The organism is Micromonospora sp. NPDC048909 (assembly GCF_040649635.1).
Lineage (GTDB): Bacteria > Actinomycetota > Actinomycetes > Mycobacteriales > Micromonosporaceae > Micromonospora.
In genome coordinates this window covers 142061-157955 of sequence record NZ_JBEZFU010000005.1, presented here as the reverse complement: position 1 = coordinate 157955, position 15895 = coordinate 142061, and the positions used below count along the sequence as shown (strand labels likewise).

The following is a 15895-nucleotide window of genomic DNA, read 5'->3' as shown; positions in this document are numbered from 1 at the left end:
CGATGGTCCACGCGAACAGCCTGTACGGGCCACTGGACCCGGCACCGGATGCCGGCTACGAGGATCCCCCGGCGCGCATGGGGTTCTTCACCGACACGAGTGTCTGCATCGGTTGCAAGGCCTGTGAGGTGGCCTGCAAGGAGTGGAACGACGTGCCGGAGAGCGGGCTGGATCTGCTGGGGATGTCGTATGACAACACGGGGGCGTTGACCGCGAACTCGTGGCGGCACGTCGCCTTTGTCGAACAGCCCCGCCCGTCCGGCTGGGCCACTCCCGCGTTCGAGGACACCCCGGCCGGTCCGCCGGTCAGCGCGGCCACCGCGACCTTCGGCGCCGAGACCGCCACCCATACCGGTACCGATCCCGGTATCCCATCGGGTTCGCCGGGGGCCGCGGCGCGGATGGTGGGTGGCTCGGAGTTCCTGGGGATGCCGGGGGCGCAGCCGCCGGGTCGGGGTACCGGTATGGAGGGGCGTAGCGATTTTCGCTGGTTGATGATGTCGGATGTGTGTAAGCACTGCACGCATGCGGCTTGTTTGGATGTGTGTCCGACGGGTTCGTTGTTCCGGACGGAGTTCGGGACGGTGGTGGTGCAGGAGGACATCTGTAATGGGTGTGGTTACTGCATTTCGGCTTGTCCGTACGGGGTGATTGATCAGCGTAAGGATGATGGTCGGGCGTGGAAGTGCACGCTGTGCTACGACCGGCTCGGCGCGGGCATGACGCCGGCGTGTGCGCAGGCGTGTCCGACGGAGTCGATTCAGTACGGGCCGTTGGAGGAGTTGCGGGGGCGGGCGGCGGCGCGGGTGGCGACGTTGCATGGGCGGGGGGTGTCGCAGGCGCGCCTGTATGGTCATGATCCGAATGATGGTGTGGGTGGTGACGGGGCGTTCTTCCTGTTGTTGGATGAGCCGGAGGTGTACGGCCTGCCCCCGGATCCGGTTGTGACCACCCGTGATCTGCCGAAAATGTGGAAACGCGCCGGCCTGGCAGCGGTGACGATGGCCGCCGCCGCAGCCGTCGCGTTCATCGGCGGTCGGCCATGACGGGCCCGACCCCAGCCGACCCGAACAACCCGTCCGGCGCCCGGCTCCCCGAGTTCCGGATCGACCGGCCCGCCGACGGGCAGCGCCGGCGCGGAACCGGTCGCGGCTGGCGAGGGCGCGGTGCGGGCGACGAACAGGTCACCGTCCCGCCGGTCGACTTCACCTCCTACTACGGCCGGCCGGTCCTCAAACCACCGGTGTGGAGGAAACGCGACATCGCCGGCTACCTGTTCACCGGCGGCCTCGCCGCCGGAAGCGCGTTGATCGCCGCCGGGGCCCAGCTGACCGCGCGGCCCGGGCTGCGCCAGGTGAGCCGGGGGACCGCCCTCGGCGGCATCGCCGCCAGCACGTACCTGCTGATCCACGACCTCGGGCGGCCGGACCGGTTCCACCACATGCTCCGGGTGGCCAAACTGACCTCGCCGATGTCGGTCGGCACCTGGGTCCTCACCGCCTTCGGGCCGCTGGCCGGCGTCGCGGCAGTCGCCGAACTGGCGCCGCTGCTCCCGCGGCACGGCGCGCTCGGGCTGGCGCGCCGGCTGGCCCCGCCGATCGGCGACGTCGCCGGCCTGGCCACCGCGGCCACCGCACCGGCGCTGGCCACCTACACCGGGGTGCTCCTGGCCGACACCGCCGTACCGTCCTGGCACGACGCCTACCCGGCGTTGCCGTTCGTCTTCGCCGGCAGCGCGCTCGCCGCCGCCTGCGGGGTCGCGCTGATCGCGGCGCCCGCCGCGGAGACCGCCCCGGTGCGCCGGCTCGCCCTGGCGGCCGCGGCCATCGAGCTGGCCGGTGGCCACCGGCTGGAGCGGATGGGGCTGACCAGCGAGCCCTACCGACAGGGGCGCAGCGGCCGCCTGATGCGGGCGGGACGGGCGCTGCTCGCCGTCGGCGCCACCGCGGCGTTGCTGAGCGGGCGCAGCCGTGTCCTCTCCGCGATCTCCGGCGCCGCCCTGCTGGCCTCGTCGCTCGCCACCCGGGTCGGCGTCTTCGAGGCGGGCGTGGCGTCGGCGCGCGATCCGAAGTACACGGTCGTGCCGCAACGGGAACGGCGCGACCAGGAAGGGGACCGGTCGCCGGCCGAGAAACGGACGTAGCTCATCCGCAGGCGCCAGCCCGTGAGCCGACGAACGGGGGACTCAGCTCATGGCCCACACCGCAAGCGATCAGGGAAGTTCCACACCGACGCGAGGCCGATGGGGTCTCGTCGTCGCCGCCGTGCTCGTCCAGCTCGCGCTCGGCGCCGTCTACGCCTGGAGCGTGTTCAACATGCCGCTGCAGCAGGAGTTCGGCTGGAGCAAGGCGCAGGCGGTGCTGCCCTTCGAGGTGGCGATCGGCACCATCTTCATCGGCAGCCTGATCGGTGGCCGGATCCAGGACCGACGTGGACCACGACCGGTCGCCCTGGGCGGTGGGGTGCTCTACGCGGTCGGCAACATGCTGGCGTCGCTCACGTCGTCGAGCGACGACCTCTGGCTGCTGGTGCTGACCTACGGCGTGCTGGGCGGGATCGGCCTGGGAGCCGTCTACATCACCCCGATCGCGATGCTCGCCAAGTGGTTTCCCGACCGGCGCGGCCTGATCACCGGGATCGCGGTCGCCGGGTTCGGCTTCGGCGCGGTGATCGTCGCACCGGTCGCGAAGTCCCTGCTCAACCGGACCAGTGACCCCACCAGCGTGTTCCTGCCGCTGGGCATCGCCTACCTGATCGCGATCCTGCTCGGGGCGTCCTTCTTCCGTAACCCGCCGCCGGCGTACCAGGTGCCCGGCTTCACCCCGAAGGCCGAGGGTCGCGCCGTCGCCGGCACCCGTGTCTACACGTTGCGCGAGGCGCTGCGGACCCGGCAGTGGTACCTGCTCACCGGGATCCTCACCATCAACGTCGCCTGCGGGATCGCGCTGATCTCCCAGGCGTCCGACGCCACCCAGGACATCACCGGGGCGACCGCGGCGACCGCCGCCACCCTGGTCGGTGTCCTCGGCCTGTTCAACGGCGCCGGCCGGGTGGCCTGGGCATGGCTCTCCGACCGCACCGGTCGGATGCCCGCGTTTCTCGGGATGCTCCTGTTGCAGGCGATCTGCTTCTTCATCCTGCCGCACGCGGCGGCCTTCGCGGTCTTCGCGGTCCTCGCCGCGCTGGTCTACCTCGCGTACGGGGGCGGCTTCGGCACGATGCCCGCCACCGCCGCCGACTACTTCGGCACGCCCAACGCCGGCGCGGTCTACGGCGCGATGATCGTGGCCTGGAGCATCGGCGGCGTGGTCGGCCCGCTGGTCACCTCGCTGCTCTTCGAGGCGAGCGGCGAGAGCTACACGTTGCCGTTCACCGTCATCGCGATCGTCGCCCTCGTCGGCCTGATCCTGCCGCCGATCACCCGGCTGCCGACCGCGCCGGGCCGACCGCGACCACACAACGAGGTCACCGGCCCCTGAGCCGACCGGACCGGACGATCTCCGGACCGCGCTCTTACCCGCCTCGAACGTTGATGCCCTAGCGTCGAGCGACATGACAGAGCGCGAAGCGGTGGCGCACCTGCTGCGTCGGGCGACGTTCGGGCCGACCGCCGACGAGGTCGACGCGGCCGAGCGCGCGGGGCTCGCCCGTACCCTCGACCGGCTGCTCACGCCCGACGGCCCGGACGCCGGTGCCGGGACGACTCCCACCCCGTCGCTCGGCCCGGATCCGGCCGCGCAGCTCGGCAAGGAGTCCAGCCGCGAAGATCGCCAACGGGCCAACCAACAGCGCCGCGAACAGCTCACCAGGCTGACCGACTGGTGGTTCACCCGGATGGTCGCCGCCGACCACCAGCTGACCGAGAAGCTGCTCTTCTTCTGGCACGGCCACTGGGCGACCAGCGCGCAGAAGGTCCGCTCCGCGCCGCTCATGCTGCGCCAGCTCGAGACGATGCGCCGGCTCGGGCGGGGGCCGCTCGCACCGTTGGTCGACGCGATGGTCCGGGATCCGGCCCTGATCCTCTGGCTGGACGGGCAGAAGAACACCCGCAAGGCACCCAACGAGAATCTGGCCCGCGAGCTGATGGAGCTCTTCACCCTCGGCATCGAGGGCGGCTACACCGAGGCGGACGTCAAGGAGGGCGCCCGCGCCCTCACCGGCTGGGTGGTCGACCGCCGCGCCGGGGCGGCCCGGTTCGAGCGGCGCCGACACGACGTTGGGATCAAGACGATCCTCGGTCAGCGGGCCGCCTTCGACGCCGCCGCGTACGCCCGTCTGCTGGCCGGCCGGCCCGAGGCGGCACGCTACGTCGCGGGCCGGCTCTGGTTCCGCTTCGCCGGCCCGCAGGTGCCCACGCCCGCGGAGCTCGCCGGGCCGGACACGGTCACCACGCTGCGCCGGATCTTCACCGCGCCGGCCTTCGCGCAGACCCGGGACACCCTGGTCAAACAGCCCGTCGAGTGGCTGGTGGGCGCGGCGCGTCAGCTCGGCGTCCGGCCGTCGGCCCTACCGGAGCAGCGCCGACGACGGCTGCTCGCCGGCCTGACGGCGATGGACCAGGTTCCCTTGCGGCCGCCGAGTGTCAGCGGCTGGCCGGCCGGCACCGCCTGGCTGACCACCTCGTCGCTGCAGGCTCAGCTGCGCACGGCCGACGCCCTGGCGAGCGTCGCGGCGCCCGCCGCGCTGGCCCGGCTCAGCGCCGCGCCACCCGAGGGTCGCCCCGAGGCTCTGGCCCGGTTGCTCGTGGTCGACCGCTGGAGCGAGCGCACCCGGGCGGCGCTGACGCCGTTGGCCGGCGAACCGCGCCGGCTGATCGTGGCCGGCCTGGTCAGTCCCGAGTACGCGGTCAGCTGAGGAGGAGCGATGGACGCCCTGACCCGACGGCGGTTCCTGGTGGCGAGCGGAGTGGTCGGCGCGACCGCCCTGGCGGCGGGCGCGGCCGCCTACCGGTGGGAGGACCTGCTCGCCACCGCGGGTGACCGCGACCCGGAGGCCCGCACGCTGGTGCTGGTCACGTTGTACGGCGGCAACGACGGCCTGAACACCGTCATCCCGTACGCCGACCCGGCCTACCACGACGCGCGCCCCGAGCTGGCCTACCCGGCGGAGCAGGTGAAACGGCTGGACGACGAGGTCGGCCTCAACCCGGCGCTGGCCGGGCTGCACCGGCTGCACGGCCAGGGACAGCTGGCGGTGGTCCGCGGCGTCGGCTACCCGAAGCCGGACCGCAGCCATTTCCGGTCGATGGACATCTGGCACAGCGCCGAGCCGGAACGCCCCGGCACGACCGGGTGGCTCGGCAGGTGGCTCGACCAGGCCGGCGGCGACCCCCGGCTGGCGGTCTCCTTCGAGCCGGCGCTTCCGCCGCTGCTGGCCGGTGCGAGTGGCGCGGGAGCCTCGGTGCCGCTGACCGAGCGGAAGGCCTCGCTGGGGCTCTCCGACGCCACACTGGCCGCGTTCGCCGCCCCCGCGTCGGGTGAGTCGCCGGCCCGGGCCCGCGCCGCCACGTGCTTCGCCGACCTGCGGTCCGTCGACGCGATGATCCGCGCGGTACGGGACGCCGACGGCTCCGACGGCGAGGAGCAGGAGGGCGGGGCCGAGCCGGCCACCGCGACCGGCGGCGCCCGTACCCCGCTCGACGGGCAGTTGGACCTGGTCGCCCAGTGCGTCGAGGCGGGGGTCTCGACCCGGGTCTTCTCGGTGTCGCTGGGCGGCTTCGACACCCACGCGGACGAGCGGCAGCTCCAGGAGGTGCTGCTCGGGCAGGTGGACCGGGCGCTCAGCGGGTTCGTCGACCGGATGGCGCGTACCGAGGCGGGTCGCAAGGTCGTGGTCGCGGTCTACTCGGAGTTCGGCCGCCGGGTACGCGCGAACGCCTCCGACGGCACCGATCACGGCACCGCCTCCAACGTTCTGCTGCTCGGGTCCGGCGTGCGCGGCGGCGTGTACGGCGAGCCACCGAGCCTCACCGACCTCGACGACGGTGACCTGAAGTTCACCACCGACTTCCGGGACGTCTATGCGACCCTGCTGGAGCAGGTGCTGCAGACCGACCCCGGCCGGGTCCTCGCCGGCTGGCGGGGCCGCCTCACCGGCATCCTGTGAGGCCGTCGCGGCTGCCGTCACCGGAGCCGGTCGCGGGCCGGCCGGTCGGGCAGCCGTGCCGCAGGTGCGGGCCGCTGCGGCGACCGGTCGCGCGGCCGCCGCAGCGCCTCGTTCAGGTGTTGCGGGCGAAGCCACCCTTGGGGGCTATCAGCTCGAGGTTCGTCCCGTCCGGGTCGTTGAAGTAGGCGACCTCCGTACCGAGCGCGTCCGCGGGATAGACCTCGCCCTCGGCGAACGTGTAGGGCTCCCCGAGGAAGTCGAAGCCGGCCTCGCGCATCCGGTCGAAGACCGATCGCAGGTCGTCCACCTGGAAGCACAGGTGCATCGACCCGGGCCGGTTGGCGGCCACCTGCGCCGGTTCGCCGACCGGCTGCTGGAACTGGATCAGGTCGATCCCGAGATTGTCGAGGTTGAAGGTGGCGTACCGCAGCTCCGTCGTCGGCAGCCCCTGCGACTGCGCGAACCCGGGCCCGCCCATCGTCTCGTCCAAGACGACCGGCTCGGTGCCGAGCAGGGTCTGATAGAACGCGACCGAACGGTCGAGATCGCTCACCGCGACCCCGACGTGCGCGGCCGTCCGGAGGCCGATGGACCCGTTCGAGGGGTTTGGCATGGTTGCCATCCTGTCTCTCCTCACCAGCGTGCTTGGTCGCTTCGGTGCCGCTGCTCGTCAGGTCCTACCCCGTGCGGGATCGGCTAGTGCTGCCGGGTCGGACCAGCTCCGGCCGGCGGCCGGGGCAGATTTCTGTCGGTGGCTCCACCTACCGTGGTGGCACCGTCCGGCACGAGCAGGAGGATCCATGACCACACTTCAGGACCGGCCGAACACCGCACTGCTCGTCATCGACGTGCAGCAGGGCGTCGTCGAGGGAGCCCACCAGCGCGACGCGGTCGTCACGAACGTCGGCAGCCTGGTCGAGAAGGCACGGCAGGAACAGGTTCCGGTGGTGTGGATCCAGCACTCCGACGAGGGTCTGGTGCGGGGCACCGACGCCTGGCGGATCGTGCCCGAGCTGACTCCGGGCGACGCCGAGCCGCTGGTCGAGAAGAACTACGGCGACTCCTTCGAGGACACCACCCTCGAGACGGTGTTGTCGGATCGGGGGGTCGGCCGGCTCGTTGTGGCCGGCGCCCAGACCGACGGCTGCGTCCGCGCGACCCTGCACGGCGCGCTCGTCAGGGGCTACGACGCGACGCTGGTCAGCGACGCGCACACCACGGAGGACATGACCGCGTGGGGTGCGCCCCCGCCCGAGCAGGTCATCGCGCACACCAACCTCTACTGGGCCTACCAGACGGCGCCGGGGCGCTCGGCCGGCACCGTCGAGACCACGGAGGTCGACTTCGGCGCCGCCTGATCCAGGTCCCGTGGCGCGGGGATCCGCGTCAGATGTTGACCTGCCGTCGCGTCGGCAGCCTTGGCGCAGCGGGCTGTCGGCGTGACAGCTCGGCGCGGGGCAGCGCGCCGCTGGTCTGCAGGATGAGTTCGGCCACCAGGTCCGGGTTGTCGCTCATCGGCATCCGAGGCGCGCGCACCCGCATGGTCACCCGCCCACCGAGGTCCGGCCGAAGGAGCGGCCGAGCCGGCGTACCTCGTCCTCCATCTGGCTGACCAGGGCCCGGCCGCCGAGCCGGGTGACCAGCGCGTCCGCGGGCCCGCTCAACACGACCGGCCGAAGTGCCTGCACGAGCGCGAGTGAGCGAGGCACGTAGACCTTGCGACGGCGGCGCTCGATGCCGTGCAGCAGCGCGGCGGCGCACCGCTCGACGGGCACGACGGTGGACAGCGGCCAGGGCAGCCGGCGCAGGGTCCGCCGGAACGAGGCCAGGTCGTCGCGGATGTCGCGGACCAGGTCGGTGTCGATCCAGATCGGGTGCGCGGAGCCGACGGTGACACCGTGCTGGCGGGTCTCCAGGCGCAGCACGTTGGCGAACTGCTCGACGCCCGCCTTGGACGCGCTGTAGGCCGCCATCCCGGGCATCGCCGCGAAGGCGGCGGCGGACGACACGACCAGGACGTGGCCGCGGGCCGCGGTGACGTGGGGCAGCGCGGCGCTGACCGTCCGGATCACGCCACCGAGGTTCACCTCGACGGTACGGATCAGCGCGTCGACCGGCCCGACAGCGGTGGTGCCGAGGTTGGCTATGCCGGCGTTGGCGACGACCACGTCGATGCCCCCGAATCGGTCCACCGTGGACGCGACGGCGGCGTCCAAGGCTCGCTGGTCGGTGACGTCGCACTCGTGCCAGTGCCCGTCGAGGTCGGTGCTGAGCCGGCGGAGCAGCTCCGGCTCCAGGCCGACCAGGGCGACCCGGGCGCCGCGGGCGGCCGCCTGCCGGGCCAGCTGCGCCCCGATGCCGCGCGCCGCGCCGGTGATGAGGATGGTCCGGCCGGTCAGGTCATACCGCATCTGCGTGCTCCCGTTCCGGCTCGGCCGTCGGCGGCCAGGGCGGTTCACCGACGCCGGTGATGCGTACGCCGCCCCACGGGTCGACCTCGGCCAACCGGGCCGGCCGGACCCGGTCGGCGATGCTCAGCTCGACGTCGCGCTGCCCGGATCGCAGCAACCGGGCCACCGGGGGCGCCGGCTCGATCCGTCCACCCCAGTGGTAGCGGCCGTCGACCGGCTCCCACCGTCCACTCAGCCGTACCCGGACCGGGGTGCCCGAGACGAGTGCCGGGCCGTGGTAGCTCACGGCGCCACCTCGCCTCGCCCGGCCTGCGACTCCGGCGAGCCGGGCCGGCGATTCGCCCGCTGACGCCCGTTCACGGGGTGATCCGTTCGTGGGCGCGGGTGAGCTCGGGCGGCAGGTCGGCGCTGCGCCGTACGCCCTCGATCCCGCTCCACAGCAGGGCGGTCAGGTAGTCGGTGAGCGCCGCCCGGCGAATCGGCTGGCCGTGGGTGGTCCACCAGTCACCGACCGCCTGGACGAAGCCCACCAGGCCGTACGCCCACGGTTCCGCCGGGCCGGCGTCGAGACCCAGCGCGCGCAGCCGATCGCCGATCACCCGGGCCAACCCGGCGGCGACCTGCCGACTGGTCCCGGCGACCACCTGGTGGATGCCGGGGTGGCCGGACTGGTGCATCAGGAAGCGGTAGAGCGTGGGCTGCGACTCGATCACGCCGAGGTAGGCGTCGATGGTCGCCTGGACCAGACCGCGTTCCTCGCGGACCTGCTCCACCGCGGGCGCCACGGCGTCGATGATCCGGGCCGCCACCACCTCGCTCACCGCGACCCAGAGCTGCGACTTGTCGGCGAAGTAGCGGTAGAGGACCGGCTTGCTGACGCCGGCGGTGGCGGCGACCTGGTCCATGTCGACCGCCGGTCCGTAGCGCAACAGCGCTTGCACGGCGGCCGCGACCAGCTCCCGCCGTCGTTGCTCACGATGGTCGGCCCAGCGGTCCCGTCGGCCGTTGCCCTTCGCCTTGCCAGCGCCGTCGGGCGGTGGGCCGGCCGGGTCGGATCCATTGACATCCTTGAGCGGCGATCGCATGCTACTACTCGTAACAGTTACCAGCCGTCACGTCAATATGGAGGCGTAATGGAGGCGACACCAGCCGGCACGGAGCGCGAGGCGGTCGCCGAGCGGCTGCTCACGTCCTCGCTGCGCACCAGCTACGACCCCACCGTGGAGATCGACTGGGACGCCCCGCACGTCGCGGGCGCCTACTGGCTCCCACCGCACCGGAGCAGCCTCTACGGCACGCCCCTGTGGGAACGCCTCGGCGAGGAGCAGCGCGTCGAGCTCACCAAGCACGAGGTGGCCAGCGCGGCGAGCGCCGGGCTGTGGTTCGAGACGATCCTCATGCAGATGCTGATCCGGGACTACTACGACGCCGACCCGACCAGCCGGCACGCCCAGTACGCACTGACCGAGGTGGCCGACGAGTGCCGACACTCGATCATGTTCGGCCGGCTCATCGAGGCGATGGGCTGCCCGGTCTACCGGGCGGACCCGGTGGACCAGCTGCTCGGAAGGTTCCTCAAGGCCACCGCCACCGGTCCGCGGATGTACGCTGCGATCCTCATCGCCGAGGAGATCCTCGACGCGTTCCAACGCGAGATCATGGCCGACGAGTCGCTGCAGCCGCTCATCCGGATGGTGTCGCGCATCCACGTGGTGGAGGAGGCTCGACACGTCCGGTTCGCCCGCGACGAGTTGGCCCGCCAGGTGGCGGCGGCCGGCCCGCTGGCGACGGCGTACGCCCGGCTGTTGATCGGCCGCTCCGCCGGCACGATCGCCAACCGTCTGGTCCACCCCGAGGTGTACGCGGCGGTGGGCATCCCGCCGGCGGTCGGCCGGGCCGCCGCTCGGGCGAATCCACACTGGCGCGCCACGCTGCGATGGTCGGCCGGACGGGTGCACGCCCACCTGGCCGATCTCGGCCTGGTGGCCGGTCCGGGGCGGCTGCTGTGGGCCCGTGCCGGGCTGATCTGACTGTCGTCGCCACCCGGTGCGGCGGTCCACCCGCGAGGGTGCCGGCAGCTGCGGGGATTTCCTCGCGGCCGCCGCGCCGGCCGGGCGTCAGGCCCGCCCGAGTCGCGGTTGCTGGTGATCCGCCAGCCGTAGGCCGACACCCCGCACCGCGTCGATGGTGGCGTCGGTGCCGAGCTCGTGCAGCTTGCGCCGCAGCCGTTTCACCAGGGACTGCACGTCCGCCTTGCGTTCGCGTCCCTCGTCCCGCCAGACCGACCGGTGCAGCTCGGCGTAGCTCCAGACCCGGACCGGCTCGGTGGTCAGGCAGGTCAGCAGGTCATGCTCGAGCCGGGTCAGTTCGATCTCGCGGTCCCCGCACCGGGCGGTGGACCGGGCCGAGTCGATCACCAGGGCGGTGTCCGGCGACCAGGCCGGGAGAGCGGTCGCCGGCCCGGCCGGCGCGCCGGGGACCTGCTGCGGCGCCGTGATCAGCCGACGTAGCTCGTCGAGGTCGGCCACCAACAGAAGTGGCGCGATGCCGTCGAGACGTTCCGCGAGCCGGATCCGCTCGGCCGGCGATGCCGTCACCGCGATCAGCAGGGGGAACGGCTCGTCGGCCGGATCGGGCCCGTCCGGCGTCATTTCGTCGTCGTCGACCACAGCCCCCACCCGGAATCGACGGGCATACTGCCCAGCTCTCGTCATGGTCGTGACAATGATTGGCAGGCGTGCCGCCAGCCTGGCAACCGTTAGCGACAAGTTGCTTACGGCAAGTTCTTGATCGTCCTTTCTTCTCGATCATAGTGTCCAGACGGGCAACCGGCGTGACCCGCGCGGTGCATGGGGGGGCACAAAGGGGGCTCGTCCGTTCGGCTTACCCCGTCGAGACGAACCTCCTGCACCTTCACCATGGCTCATTTCACTCTGGGTCGTTCTGAAGGAGGCAGCACCGATGTTCAGACGTCCACACTGGAGGCGCACAGCCAGATCACTGGTGAGCGCCGGCGCGGCGATGGTCCTCGCCGCAACGGCTCTGGCCAGCACCGCAACCGGCGCGCAGGCCGCGCCGACCGGAACGGGAGCGGGCGCGGCATCGCCGGCGGACAAGATCCGACCGGAGCTCGCGAAGCAGTTCCAGGCCAAGAGCGAGGGGGACTTCTGGATCCGCTTCAAGGCCCGGGCGGACCTGGGCAAGGCCAGTGCCATCAAGGACTGGGCCGAGCGCGGCACCGCCGTCGCCCAGGCCCTGCGCAAGACCGCTGACGACAGCCAGGCCGGCATCCGGGCCGAACTCGACCGCGCGGGCGCCAAGTACCAGAGCTTCTGGGCGACCAACGCCATCAAGGTCAGCAGCGGCTCGCTGGCGATGGCACAGAACTTCGCCGCCCGCGCCGAGGTCGACGCCCTCTACGCCCCGATCGCCTACAAGGTGCCCGAGGTCAGCAAGGGCACCGACGAGAAGACCGTGAACGCCCTGGAGTGGGGCATCGCGAACATCAACGCCGACGACGTCTGGTCCCAGTACGGCGTCGAGGGCGAGGGCATCACCATCGCCAACATCGACACCGGGGTCCAGTTCGACCACCCGGCGCTGGTGAACTCCTACCGCGGCAACAACGGCGACGGCACGTTCGACCACAACTACAACTGGTTCAACGCCGCCGGGACCTGCGCCACCCCCTGTGACGGCAACGGCCACGGCACGCACACGATGGGCACGATGGCCGGCGCCGACGGCGCGAACCAGATCGGTGTCGCACCGAAGGTCAAGTGGATCGCGGCGAACGGCTGCTGCCCCAGCGACGCCGCCCTGGTCACCTCGGGCCAGTGGATGCTCGAGCCGACCGACCTCAACGGTCAGAACCCGGACGCCAGCAAGCGGCCGAACATCATCAACAACTCCTGGGGCAGCCAGCTGCCCTCCAACGACCCGTTCATGGAGGACGTGACCCTGGCCTGGGCCGACTCCGGCATCTTCGGGGTCTGGTCCAACGGCAACAGCGGGCCGGGGTGCCAGAGCAGCGGCTCCCCGGGCAGCCTGGTCAGCAACTACTCGGCCGGCGCCTACGACATCAACAACAACGTCGCCGGCTTCTCGGGCCGCGGCACCGGGCAGAACGGCGGGATCAAGCCGAACATCTCCGCACCCGGCGTGAACGTGCGGTCGAGCGTTCCGGGCGGCGCGTACGCCAGCTTCAACGGCACCTCGATGGCGGCCCCGCACCTGGCCGGCGCGATCGCGCTGTTGTGGTCGGCGGCGCCGGCGCTGGTCGGTGAGGTCGACGCGACCCGTGCGCTGCTCGACGGCGCCGCGGTCGACAAGGCCGACGCCCAGTGCGGCGGCACCACGGACGACAACAACGTCTACGGAGAGGGCCGGCTGGACGCCCTCGCGCTGCTCAACTCCGCCCCGATCGGTGACACCGGCACCCTGGCCGGCACGGTCACCGACGCGGCCACCGGCTCGCCGATCGGCGGCGCCACGGTCACCGTCACCGGCCCGGCCGACCGCCAGTTGACCACCGGTGCCGACGGCAAGTTCTCCACCCTCCTGCCGGCCGGTGACTACCAGGTCGCCGTGGCGGCGTTCGGCTACGGCGGCAAGACCACGCCGGCGACGATCACCGCCGACGCGACCACGACGGTCAACGTCGCGCTCACCGCGGTGCCGAGCGTCACCGTCAGCGGATCGGTGACCGACGGCTCCGGACACGGCTGGCCGCTGTACGCGAAGGTGACCGTGGAGGGCCCGTCGGGCGTTTCCGACTACACCACGCCCGTCAACGGTCGCTACAGCCTCAAGCTGCCGGCCGGGGCGACCTACAGCCTCAAGGTCGAGTCGCAGTACCCGGGCTACCAGACCGTGACCAAGGAGGTCGTGGTCGGCTCGGGCAACAAGACCCTGAACGTCGCCGTACCGGTGGAGACCACCGCCTGCACGACGGCGCCCGGCTACACCTTCGGCTCCGACGGGGAGTACGAGACCTTCGACGGCACCACCACCCCGGCCGGCTGGTCGGTGGTGGACCACGCCGACAGCGGCCAGGTCTGGAAGTTCACCGACGACGGCAACCGGGGCAACCTGACCGGCGGCACCGGCAACTTCGCGATGATCGACAGCGACAACTACGGCCCCGGCGGGGATCAGGACACCTCGCTGGTCAGCCCGGTCGTCAACCTGACCGACGTGACGGCCCCGGTCGTGCGGTTCAACCAGGACTTCAACTGGCTGGGCGACGACCGCGCCGATGTCGACCTCAGCGTCGACGGCGGTGCCACCTGGACGAACGTGCTCCGGCAGGCGGCCGACGCCCGCGGACCGCGGGTGACCGAGATCCCGATCCCGCAGGCCGCCGGCCAGGCCCAGGTGCAGGTCCGGTTCCACTACTACGACGCCTCGTACGAGTGGTGGTGGGAGGTCGACAACGTACTGATCGGCAGCCAGGTCACCTGCGTGCCGGTCGACGGCGGCCTGGTGCTCGGGCACGTCCGCGACAAGAACGACAACGGCTACGTCAACGGCGCCACCGTCACCAGCAACGACCGGCCGGCGGAGAAGGCCACCACGAAGGCCACCCCGGACGACCCGGGACTGGCCGACGGCTTCTACTGGCTCTTCTCGTCGCTGACCGGCACCCACAAGTTCACCGCGGCGGCCGGCAACTACGTCAGCCAGAGCAAGCAGGTCGACGTCCAGGCCGACTGGGCGACCGCGGCGAACTTCCAGCTCGCGGCCGGCCGGCTGTCCGTGCAGCCGACCTCGGTGAGCGGAACGGTCCAGATGCCCACCGGCAAGGTGAACAAGACGTTCACCGTGACCAACACCGGCGGGGCGCCGGTCGACGTCGAGTTCAGTGAGCGCGACGGCGGGTTCGAGATTCTCCGGGCCGACGGGTCCCGGATCAACAAGCAGGAGGTGCTCGCGGCCAGCGGCGCACCGGTGCAGCGGCTCACCGTCGAGACGTCGGTCGCCGCCAAGGCGTCCGGCAGGGCGGTGACGGGGGCGCCCGCCACGGTAGCCCCGCAGGCCGACCCGTGGACGGACATCGCCGACTACCCGTCGAACATCATGGACAACCGGGTGGTCAGCCTGGACGGCAAGGTGTACTCGATCGCCGGCGGCGACGGTTCGGCGTCCACGACGAAGAACTACGTCTACGACCCGGCCGCGCAGACCTGGACGGCGATCGCCGACCTTCCCGGCGCGCGCAACGCCGTGACGGTGGGCGTCCTGGACGGGAAGATCATCGCCACCGGCGGCTGGGCGGCCGCCGGCCCCGACGGCACCACCTGGTCGTACGACCCGGCCGCGAACACCTGGACCGAGAAGGCCGACAACCCGGCGCCGCGCGCCGCGGCCGGACAGGCGGTCGTCGACGGCAAGCTGTACGCCATCGGTGGCTGCACCACGTCGGCCTGTACGCCGATGTCCAGCACCGTCGTCCGGTACGACCCGGGCAGCGACACCTGGGAGACGATGGCCGAGTACCCGAAGTCGGTGGCCTTCGCCTCCTGCGGCGGGATCGACGGCATCGTCTACTGCACCGGCGGCAACGACGGGTCCGCCTCGCAGAAGGCCAGCTACGCCTTCGACCCGGGTGCCAACGCCTGGACCGCCATCGCCGATGCGCCGGCCGACAACTGGGCGAGCTCGTTCGCTGTCGCGAGCGGCAAGCTCCTCGTCGTCGGCGGTTCGCAGGGTGGAGCCATCACCAACGTCGGCTTCGCCTACGACCCGGCCACCGACGCGTGGTCCAACCTGCCGAACGCCAACACCCCGCGGTACCGCGGTGGCGCGGCGTGCGGCTTCTACAAGGTCGGTGGTTCGTCCGGTAGCTTCAGCGCGATGCCGGACAGCGAGGTGCTGCCCGGGTTCGAGGGCTGCGCCGAGGCGGCTGCCGATGTCAGCTGGATGACGATCGACAAGACGGCGGCGACGCTCGCCCCGGGTGAGAAGGTCACGGTCACCGTCGGCATGACGGCGAACGTCGACCAGCCGGGCACCTACTCCGGCTCGGTCGCGATCAAGGAGAACACGCCGTACTCGGTGCCGCCGGTGGCGGTGACGATGACCGCGAATCCTCCGAAGACCTGGGGCAAGCTCATGGGCACGGTGACCGGGACCAGCTGCCAGGGTGCGAGTTCGCCGCTCCCTGGCGCGGTGGTCCAGGTCGACTCGTGGGCGATGTCGTTCACCTTCGCCACCGATGCCGAAGGTAAGTACGCCTACTGGATGGACCGTCGGAACAACCCGCTCACGATGATCGTCGCCAAGGACGGCTGGAAGCCACAGACCCGTCAGGCGAGGATCGACACCAGCGCGCCCACGGTGGAGAACTTCGCGCTGGCTCCCATCCGGTGTTGACAATT

Annotated in this window: 14 protein-coding genes; 8 read left to right on the top strand and 6 right to left on the bottom strand. The window is 71.8% G+C overall.

Features of this window, described 5'->3' with window-relative positions; translation table 11 throughout:
* The first annotated feature begins 2 nt into the window (after positions 1-2).
* The 5 genes from AB0C04_RS15790 to AB0C04_RS15770 all read left to right on the top strand — a co-directional run bounded on the left by AB0C04_RS15790 (position 3) and on the right by AB0C04_RS15770 (position 6105).
* Complete coding sequence (locus tag AB0C04_RS15790; RefSeq protein ID WP_357054218.1) at positions 3-1046, top strand: 4Fe-4S dicluster domain-containing protein; 1044 nt, start codon at positions 3-5, stop codon at positions 1044-1046.
* Positions 1043-2143: an NrfD/PsrC family molybdoenzyme membrane anchor subunit gene (gene nrfD, locus AB0C04_RS15785; protein ID WP_357054215.1), complete on the top strand. Its 1101-nt coding sequence runs from the start codon at positions 1043-1045 to the stop codon at positions 2141-2143. The genes AB0C04_RS15790 and nrfD overlap by 4 nt, the downstream gene beginning before the upstream one ends.
* Positions 2144-2264: 121 nt before the next feature.
* Positions 2265-3479: an OFA family MFS transporter gene (locus tag AB0C04_RS15780; protein WP_357054211.1), complete on the top strand. Its 1215-nt coding sequence runs from the start codon at positions 2265-2267 to the stop codon at positions 3477-3479.
* Between the two features lie 73 nt (positions 3480-3552).
* Complete coding sequence (locus AB0C04_RS15775) at positions 3553-4854, top strand: DUF1800 domain-containing protein (RefSeq protein WP_357054207.1); 1302 nt, start codon at positions 3553-3555, stop codon at positions 4852-4854.
* Positions 4855-4863: 9 nt separating this feature from the next.
* On the top strand, positions 4864-6105 hold the full coding sequence (locus AB0C04_RS15770; protein ID WP_357054204.1) for a DUF1501 domain-containing protein: 1242 nt from the start codon (positions 4864-4866) through the stop codon (positions 6103-6105).
* 112 nt (positions 6106-6217) lie between these two features.
* On the opposite strand, the gene AB0C04_RS15765 is transcribed toward AB0C04_RS15770, so the two are convergent.
* Complete coding sequence (locus AB0C04_RS15765; RefSeq protein WP_357054201.1) at positions 6218-6727, bottom strand: VOC family protein; 510 nt, start codon at positions 6725-6727, stop codon at positions 6218-6220.
* A gap of 178 nt (positions 6728-6905) precedes the next feature.
* Here AB0C04_RS15765 and AB0C04_RS15760 point away from each other — a divergent pair, with 178 nt between their 5' ends.
* Positions 6906-7463: an isochorismatase family protein gene (locus AB0C04_RS15760; protein WP_357054199.1), complete on the top strand. Its 558-nt coding sequence runs from the start codon at positions 6906-6908 to the stop codon at positions 7461-7463.
* Positions 7464-7491: 28 nt separating this feature from the next.
* Here AB0C04_RS15760 and AB0C04_RS15755 read toward each other — a convergent pair whose 3' ends face one another.
* The 4 genes from AB0C04_RS15755 to AB0C04_RS15740 all read right to left on the bottom strand — a co-directional run bounded on the left by AB0C04_RS15755 (position 7492) and on the right by AB0C04_RS15740 (position 9601).
* Positions 7492-7653: a hypothetical protein gene (locus AB0C04_RS15755; protein WP_357054196.1), complete on the bottom strand. Its 162-nt coding sequence runs from the start codon at positions 7651-7653 to the stop codon at positions 7492-7494.
* Positions 7650-8516, bottom strand: coding sequence for an SDR family oxidoreductase (locus AB0C04_RS15750; RefSeq protein ID WP_357054193.1), 867 nt, complete (start codon positions 8514-8516; stop codon positions 7650-7652). Before AB0C04_RS15750 ends, AB0C04_RS15755 begins: the two co-directional genes overlap by 4 nt.
* Positions 8506-8802 (bottom strand): DUF4873 domain-containing protein, encoded by a 297-nt coding sequence (locus AB0C04_RS15745; RefSeq protein ID WP_357054190.1) that lies wholly within the window; start codon positions 8800-8802, stop codon positions 8506-8508. Before AB0C04_RS15745 ends, AB0C04_RS15750 begins: the two co-directional genes overlap by 11 nt.
* 70 nt (positions 8803-8872) lie before the next feature.
* Positions 8873-9601, bottom strand: a complete 729-nt coding sequence (locus AB0C04_RS15740) for a TetR/AcrR family transcriptional regulator (protein WP_357054187.1) — start codon at positions 9599-9601, stop codon at positions 8873-8875.
* A 48-nt stretch (positions 9602-9649) separates the two neighbouring features.
* On the opposite strand from AB0C04_RS15740, the gene AB0C04_RS15735 reads away from it, so the two are divergent.
* Entirely contained in the window at positions 9650-10546 is an 897-nt protein-coding gene (locus AB0C04_RS15735; protein ID WP_357054184.1) for a diiron oxygenase, read from the top strand.
* 87 nt (positions 10547-10633) lie between these two features.
* Here the strand turns inward: AB0C04_RS15735 and AB0C04_RS15730 are convergent, their stop codons facing one another.
* Positions 10634-11185: a winged helix-turn-helix domain-containing protein gene (locus AB0C04_RS15730; protein ID WP_357054181.1), complete on the bottom strand. Its 552-nt coding sequence runs from the start codon at positions 11183-11185 to the stop codon at positions 10634-10636.
* Positions 11186-11519: 334 nt separating this feature from the next.
* On the opposite strand from AB0C04_RS15730, the gene AB0C04_RS15725 reads away from it, so the two are divergent.
* Positions 11520-15890 carry a S8 family serine peptidase gene (locus tag AB0C04_RS15725; RefSeq protein WP_357054178.1) on the top strand — a complete coding sequence of 1457 codons (4371 nt, stop codon included), beginning with the start codon at positions 11520-11522 and terminating at the stop codon, positions 15888-15890.
* The last annotated feature ends 5 nt before the right edge of the window (positions 15891-15895 follow it).

Excerpts from the sequence above, each read along its gene's own strand:
- AB0C04_RS15760 (WP_357054199.1), top strand. The coding sequence starts at position 6,906 with ATGACCACACTTCAGGACCGGCCGAACACCGCACTGCTCGTCATCGAC.
- AB0C04_RS15775 (WP_357054207.1), top strand. The coding sequence starts at position 3,553 with ATGACAGAGCGCGAAGCGGTGGCGCACCTGCTGCGTCGGGCGACGTTC.
- AB0C04_RS15770 (WP_357054204.1), top strand. The coding sequence starts at position 4,864 with ATGGACGCCCTGACCCGACGGCGGTTCCTGGTGGCGAGCGGAGTGGTC.
- AB0C04_RS15735 (WP_357054184.1), top strand. The coding sequence starts at position 9,650 with ATGGAGGCGACACCAGCCGGCACGGAGCGCGAGGCGGTCGCCGAGCGG.
- AB0C04_RS15790 (WP_357054218.1), top strand. The coding sequence starts at position 3 with ATGGTCCACGCGAACAGCCTGTACGGGCCACTGGACCCGGCACCGGAT.
- AB0C04_RS15750 (WP_357054193.1), bottom strand. The coding sequence starts at position 8,516 with ATGCGGTATGACCTGACCGGCCGGACCATCCTCATCACCGGCGCGGCG.
- AB0C04_RS15740 (WP_357054187.1), bottom strand. The coding sequence starts at position 9,601 with ATGCGATCGCCGCTCAAGGATGTCAATGGATCCGACCCGGCCGGCCCA.
- nrfD (WP_357054215.1), top strand. The coding sequence starts at position 1,043 with ATGACGGGCCCGACCCCAGCCGACCCGAACAACCCGTCCGGCGCCCGG.
- AB0C04_RS15765 (WP_357054201.1), bottom strand. The coding sequence starts at position 6,727 with ATGGCAACCATGCCAAACCCCTCGAACGGGTCCATCGGCCTCCGGACG.